The sequence below is a fragment of the uncultured Eudoraea sp. genome, from assembly GCF_947260015.1.
In the GTDB taxonomy this organism is placed as follows: domain Bacteria; phylum Bacteroidota; class Bacteroidia; order Flavobacteriales; family Flavobacteriaceae; genus Eudoraea.
The window spans coordinates 34,566-42,706 of sequence record NZ_CAMYOM010000028.1 but is presented as its reverse complement, the minus strand read 5'-3'; the positions used below and the strand labels follow the sequence as shown (position 1 = coordinate 42,706).

General features: G+C 38.2%; 2 protein-coding genes. Both read left to right on the top strand.

Going from position 1 to position 8,141, the window contains the following annotated elements; translation table 11 throughout:
- Positions 1-3,730 (top strand): DNA-directed RNA polymerase subunit beta (rpoB, locus tag Q0X66_RS11640; RefSeq protein ID WP_297706534.1); only part of this gene is annotated, 3,730 nt, incomplete at its 5' end.
- 42 nt (positions 3,731-3,772) lie between these two features.
- The gene (gene rpoC / locus Q0X66_RS11635; protein ID WP_297706532.1) at positions 3,773-8,071 is read left to right on the top strand and encodes a DNA-directed RNA polymerase subunit beta'; all 4,299 of its coding nucleotides are present in this window, start codon (positions 3,773-3,775) and stop codon (positions 8,069-8,071) included.
- Positions 8,072-8,141 lie beyond the last annotated feature (70 nt).

Genomic DNA, 8,141 nt, shown 5'->3' with positions numbered 1-8,141 from the left:
GATTAAATCATTTCAAGATTTTTTTCAACTTGAAACAAAATCTGACGAAAGGGGCAATGAGGGTTTGTACAACACCTTCATGGAAAACTTTCCAATAACTGACACAAGAAATCAATTTGTACTGGAATTTCTTGATTACTTCATAGATCCACCCAGGTATTCAATCCAGGAGTGTATAGAAAGAGGTCTAACTTATAGCGTACCCCTAAAAGCGCGTTTAAAACTTTATTGTACCGATCCGGAGCATGAAGATTTTGAAACTATTGTTCAGGATGTTTATTTGGGTACTATACCTTATATGACACCAAGTGGAACATTTGTTATTAACGGTGCTGAACGAGTAGTTGTTTCACAGTTGCACCGGTCTCCTGGAGTATTCTTTGGTCAATCTTTTCACGCAAATGGTACCAAACTGTATTCTGCAAGGGTAATTCCTTTTAAAGGATCCTGGATAGAATTTGCTACTGATATCAATAGCGTAATGTATGCTTACATTGACAGGAAGAAAAAATTACCGGTTACAACTTTATTTAGAGCAATAGGTTTCGAAAGAGACAAGGATATTCTTGAGATCTTTGACCTGTCTGAAGAAGTAAAGGTTTCAAAAACCGGATTGAAAAAATTCTTAGGACGTAAACTTGCTGCAAGGGTTCTTAATACCTGGCACGAAGATTTTGTTGATGAAGACACAGGAGAAGTTGTTTCCATAGAGAGAAATGAAATAGTCCTGGATCGTGATACTGTTCTCGTAAAGGAACATATAGATGAAATTATGGATGCAGATGTTAAAACCATTCTGCTTCATAAAGAGAATAATGCCCAAAGTGATTATGCAATTATTCATAACACTTTGCAAAAAGATCCCACAAATTCTGAAAAAGAAGCCGTTGAACATATTTATCGTCAGCTGCGTAATGCAGAACCACCGGATGAGGAAACAGCACGTGGAATAATTGATAAATTGTTTTTCTCTGATCAACGATATAATCTGGGTGAAGTTGGTCGTTACAGAATGAATAAAAAGCTTGGTTTGGATATCGGTATGGACAAACAGGTACTTACCAAAGAAGATATCATTACTATAATCAAGTATTTAATTGAACTTATCAATTCTAAAGCAGAAATTGATGATATTGACCACCTTTCCAACAGGCGTGTTAGAACGGTTGGGGAACAATTATCATCTCAATTTGGTGTTGGTTTGGCTCGTATGGCAAGGACCATTCGTGAGCGAATGAATGTGAGGGATAATGAGGTATTTACTCCGATTGATCTGATAAATGCCAAAACACTGTCCTCTGTGATAAATTCATTTTTTGGTACTAACCAATTATCACAGTTCATGGATCAGACAAATCCTCTTGCAGAAATTACACACAAGAGAAGATTATCAGCCCTGGGGCCAGGTGGACTTTCAAGAGAACGTGCAGGATTTGAAGTTCGTGACGTTCACTACACACATTACGGAAGACTATGTCCTATTGAAACTCCTGAAGGACCAAATATTGGACTTATTTCATCTCTGGCGGTATTTGCCAAAGTAAATCCTATGGGATTTTTGGAGACACCATATCGCAAGGTTGATAATGGAAAAGTAGATACGAAAGATTTTATATACCTGAGCGCGGAAGAAGAGGAAGGCATGAAAATATCTCAGGCCAATATTCCACTCAAGGAGAATGGAGCGATAGATCAGGAGAAAGTTATCGCCAGAGAAGAAGGAGATTTTCCGGTTGTGGATCCAATAGAGGTCAATTATACCGATGTTGCTCCCAATCAGATTGCTTCTATTTCCGCTTCTTTAATTCCGTTCCTTGAACACGATGATGCAAACAGGGCTTTGATGGGCTCTAACATGATGCGTCAGGCAGTTCCTTTATTGAAACCACAATCTCCAATTGTTGGAACAGGATTGGAAAGACAAGTTGCATCAGACTCAAGAGTATTAATAAATGCAGAAGGCGATGGTATAATTGAATATGTGGATTCTCAAAAGGTCACAATTAATTACAAACGCAGTGAGAATGAAAAATTGGTAAGTTTTGAGGACGATTCCAAGACCTATCAATTGGTTAAATTCAGAAAAACCAACCAAGGTACCAGCATCAATCTTAAGCCAATCGTTCAAAAGGGAGATCATGTTAAAAAAGGACAGGTACTTTGCGAAGGATATGCTACAGAAGGCGGGGAATTAGCTTTAGGCAGAAACCTTAAAGTTGCCTTTATGCCATGGAAAGGATATAACTTTGAGGATGCTATTGTAATTTCTGAAAAAGTTGTTCGCGAAGATATCTTTACTTCAATACATATAGATGAATACGCTCTTGAAGTTAGAGATACCAAATTGGGAGCTGAAGAATTAACTAATGATATTCCCAATGTTTCTGAAGAGGCGACAAAAGACCTTGATGAACATGGAATGATACGAATTGGTGCGGAAGTAAAACCCGGGGATATTCTTATTGGTAAGATTACACCAAAAGGTGAATCGGATCCTACTCCGGAAGAAAAACTACTTCGTGCTATTTTTGGAGATAAAGCAGGGGATGTTAAGGATGCTTCTTTAAAAGCTTCACCTTCGTTGCGTGGAGTAGTTATTGAAAAAAAGTTATTCTCTCGTTCTATTAAGGATAAACGCAAACGTTCAGAAGACAAGGAAGCAATAACAAATCTGGAACTGGAATATGAGCTAAAATTCCAGGAACTTAAAGAAGTGCTTGTAGATAAGTTGTTTAAACTTATAAACGGGAAGACATCTCAGGGAGTATTAAATGATCTTGGTGAAGAGGTTTTACCTAAGGGTAAAAAATATACCATGAAAATGCTTAATTCAGTAGATGATTTTGCCCATCTTGTTGGAGGTAGTTGGACCACTGATAAAGACACAAATATTTTGGTGGCCGACCTGCTACACAACTACAAGATTAAGTTGAATGATCTTCAGGGGAATCTTAGGAGAGATAAGTTTACAATATCTGTTGGAGATGAATTGCCTGCAGGTATAATGAAGCTTGCAAAAGTTTATATTGCTAAAAAACGTAAACTTAAAGTTGGTGATAAAATGGCCGGACGTCATGGTAACAAAGGTATTGTTGCCCGTATTGTAAGACATGAAGACATGCCGTTCCTGGAAGACGGAACTCCGGTAGACATTGTATTAAATCCTTTAGGTGTACCATCTCGTATGAATATCGGTCAAATTTATGAAACTGTTCTTGGATGGGCGGGTCAAAATCTTGACAAGAAATTCGCGACTCCAATTTTTGATGGTGCTACACTTGATGAGATTAATGAATTTACCGATGAAGCCGGAATCCCAAGATTTGGTCATACCTATCTCTATGACGGAGGAACCGGGCAACGCTTCGACCAGGCTGCGACAGTTGGGGTAATCTATATGTTAAAATTAGGACATATGGTGGATGATAAAATGCATGCTCGTTCCATTGGACCATATTCGTTGATTACACAGCAACCTTTAGGAGGTAAAGCACAATTTGGTGGACAACGTTTTGGAGAAATGGAAGTTTGGGCCCTAGAGGCATATGGCGCATCTGCTACCCTTCGTGAGATTTTGACTGTAAAATCTGATGATGTGATTGGACGTGCCAAAACCTATGAATCAATTGTAAAAGGCGAAACCATGCCTGAACCTGGCTTGCCAGAATCTTTCAATGTATTGATGCACGAACTTAAGGGATTAGGTTTAGACATTAGACTTGAAGAATAATAGTTTTTTTTACATATTTAAATTTACTATCACCATATTATAATGGCTAGAATAAAAGATAATACCGCAATAAAAAGGTTCAATAAAATTTCAATTGGCTTGGCCTCTCCTGAATCAATTTTAGGAGAATCACGAGGTGAGGTTTTAAAACCTGAAACTATTAATTATAGAACTCATAAACCAGAACGTGATGGATTGTTCTGCGAACGCATTTTTGGTCCTGTAAAGGATTATGAATGTGCATGTGGTAAGTACAAGCGTATCCGCTATAGAGGAATTGTTTGCGACAGGTGTGGCGTTGAAGTAACTGAGAAAAAGGTTCGTCGCGACAGGGTAGGACACATAAATTTAGTTGTACCGGTTGCTCATATTTGGTACTTCCGTTCCTTGCCAAACAAAATTGGCTACCTCTTGGGATTGCCTTCCAAGAAACTGGACATGATTATTTATTACGAGCGTTATGTGGTAATTCAGCCAGGTGTTGCTCAAGGGCCTGAGGGAGAGGAGATTCATAAACTAGATTTTCTAACTGAAGAAGAGTATTTAAATATTCTAGATACTATCCCTCCGGAAAATCAATATTTGGAAGATTCAGATCCTAATAAATTTATAGCCAAAATGGGGGCAGAATGCCTTATCGATTTGCTGTCACGAATTGATCTGAAACAACTATCCTATGATTTAAGGCATAAAGCCAATACGGAGACCTCAAAACAACGTAAAACGGAAGCCTTAAAAAGACTTCAGGTTGTTGAAGCATTAAGAGAATCTCAGGAAAACAGGGATAACAAACCAGAATGGATGATCATGAAGGTAGTTCCGGTTATCCCACCGGAGTTACGTCCACTTGTTCCTCTAGACGGAGGACGATTTGCGACTTCTGATTTAAATGATCTTTACAGGCGTGTAATTATAAGGAACAATCGTTTAAAGCGATTAATGGAAATAAAAGCACCTGAAGTTATCTTAAGAAATGAGAAACGAATGCTTCAGGAATCGGTTGATTCTCTTTTTGATAATACGCGTAAGGCTTCAGCAGTGAAAACTGAATCGAACAGACCGCTTAAATCTCTTTCGGATTCCCTGAAAGGAAAACAAGGACGTTTTCGTCAAAACTTATTGGGTAAAAGGGTAGATTATTCTGCTCGTTCCGTGATTGTTGTCGGACCTGAAATGAGCCTATATGAATGTGGTCTTCCAAAAGATATGGCTGCAGAACTATACAAGCCTTTTGTGATAAGAAAACTGATCGAAAGGGGTATTGTTAAAACTGTTAAGTCAGCCAAAAAAATAATTGATAAAAAAGAACCGGTAGTTTGGGATATTTTAGAAAATGTTTTAAAAGGACACCCTGTCTTGCTCAACCGGGCTCCTACATTACACAGATTGGGGATACAGGCATTTCAACCTAAATTAATAGAAGGTAAAGCAATTCGTTTGCACCCTCTTGTTTGTACTGCCTTTAATGCGGATTTTGATGGTGATCAAATGGCGGTGCATTTGCCTTTAGGCCCTGAAGCTATTTTGGAATCCCAACTTTTGATGTTGGCTTCGCACAATATATTAAATCCGGCCAATGGATCTCCAATCACAGTACCTTCACAGGATATGGTTCTTGGGTTATATTACATGACAAAAGAGCGAAAATCTACAAAAGAAGTTCCTGTAAAAGGTGAAGGCTTAACTTTTTACTCCTACGAAGAGGTAGTAATCGCATTTAATGAAGGGAAAGTAGAACTGAATGCCGGAATTAAAGTGAGAGCTAAAGACTTTAATGAGGAAGGCGAACTAGTCAATCAGATTATTCCTACTACCGTTGGTAGAGTACTTTTTAATATGGTTGTACCGGAAGAAGCCGGATATGTAAATGAAGTTTTAAACAAAAAGTCTTTACGTGATATTATCGGAAGGATTCTTGCCGTTACAGATGTACCCACAACTGCAGCGTTTCTGGATTTGATTAAGACCATGGGTTATGATTTTGCTTTTAAAGGCGGATTGTCATTTAGTCTTGGAGATATTATTATCCCAAAGGAAAAGCACACCATGATTGCTGATGCCAATGAACAGGTTGATGGAATTATGATGAATTATAATATGGGCCTTATCACAAACAACGAACGATATAATCAGGTGATTGATGTCTGGACTTCAACAAATGCCATGTTAACTGAGTTGGCAATGAAGCGTATCCGGGAAGATCAACAAGGATTTAATTCGGTGTATATGATGTTGGATTCCGGAGCTAGGGGTTCAAAGGAACAGATTAGACAGCTAACAGGTATGCGTGGTTTAATGGCTAAGCCTAAGAAATCTACTGCAGGTGGAGGTGAGATTATAGAAAACCCAATTCTATCTAACTTTAAAGAAGGATTGTCTATTTTGGAATACTTTATTTCTACTCACGGTGCTCGTAAAGGACTAGCAGATACTGCTCTTAAAACAGCCGATGCAGGATATCTTACAAGACGATTAGTGGATGTTTCACAGGATGTCATCGTGAATATAGATGATTGTGGAACCCTTAGAGGAATAAAGGTTGAATCTTTAAAGAAAAACGAAGAAATAGTAGAAACCTTAGGGGAACGAATTTTAGGAAGAGTCTCTTTACATGATGTATATAATCCGTTAACTGAAGAACTGCTATTAACTGCTGGACAACAGATTCTGGAATCTGATGTGAAGAAAGTGACGTCGTCACCTATTGAAAAAGTTGAAGTACGTTCGGCACTCACTTGTGAGGCTGCAAAGGGTATATGTGCCAAGTGTTATGGTAGAAACCTTTCAACCAACAAAATGGTACAGCGGGGTGAAGCGGTAGGTGTTGTGGCCGCACAATCTATTGGTGAGCCTGGAACGCAGCTAACTTTGCGTACTTTCCACGTTGGAGGGATTGCAGGTAACATTTCCGAGGAAAGTAAACTTGAAGCCAAATTTGGGGGTATTGCGGAGATTGAAGACTTGAGAATGGTTAAAGGTGAGAATTCTGATGGGAAAGTGGTCAATATTGTAATTTCAAGAACTTCTGAAATTAAAATTGTTGATGCTACGACTGGAATTACACTTAGCACGAATAATATTCCCTATGGTTCTCAGATCTTTGTTAAAAATGGCAGTAAGATAAAAAAGGCAGATGTAATTTGCCAATGGGATCCTTACAACGGAGTTATAGTTTCAGAATTTCCGGGTAAAATTTCTTATGAGAATATTGAACAGGGAATTACCTATCAGGTTGAGATTGATGAACAAACCGGATTTCAGGAAAAGGTTATTTCAGAATCCAGAAACAAGAAATTGATTCCTACCTTATTGATTAAAAATTCAAAGGATGAAGTTTTGCGTTCGTATAACCTTCCTGTTGGTTCACATTTAATGGTGGATGATGGCGATAAGATTAAAGAAGGTAAAATCTTGGTAAAAATTCCTCGTAAATCAGCTAAATCTGGTGATATTACGGGTGGTTTACCAAGGGTAACGGAACTATTTGAAGCTCGTAATCCATCTAATCCTGCCGTTGTATCTGAAATAGATGGAGTGGTTTCATTCGGTAAAATAAAGAGAGGTAATAGAGAGATTATTATTGAATCCAAACTTGGTGAGATAAAGAAATATTTGGTAAAACTTTCAAACCAGATTTTGGTTCAGGAAAATGATTATGTTCGGGCTGGTATGGCTTTATCTGACGGATCAATTACCCCGGAAGATATCCTTGCAATTAAAGGACCTTCAGCTGTACAACAGTATCTTGTAAATGAAGTGCAGGAAGTTTACAGACTCCAGGGTGTAAAAATTAATGACAAACACTTTGAAGTTGTAGTGCGACAGATGATGCGAAAAGTTCGTGTTCAGGATTCGGGCGATACTACATTCCTTGAAAATCAGCTGGTACACAAAGACGATTTTATCAGGGAAAATGATGAAATCTTTGGTAAGAAAGTAGTTGAAGAATCAGGAGAATCAGAAAACCTCAAAGCAGGCCAGATAATTACACCTCGTGAATTGAGAGATGAGAATTCAATCTTGAAACGTGCGGATAAGGCTTTGGTGACTGCAAGGGAAGCTGTTTCAGCGACGGCTACACCAATTCTGCAGGGTATCACAAGGGCTTCGTTGCAAACCAAATCGTTTATTTCTGCAGCCTCGTTCCAGGAAACAACAAAGGTATTAAATGAAGCTGCTGTAAGTGGTAAAATTGATTACCTGGAGGGATTGAAGGAGAATGTTATTGTAGGTCATAAAATTCCTGCCGGAACCGGTATGAGGGATTACGAAAATATAATCGTAGGTTCAAAAGAGGAATACGATGAAATTATGGCTCGCAAAGAAGAATTAAAATTTTAAAATCATTAACCCTCAATTTTTTAATTGAGGGTTTTTGTTTGTGATATTGGATTATTATTTTTTTAAGCGA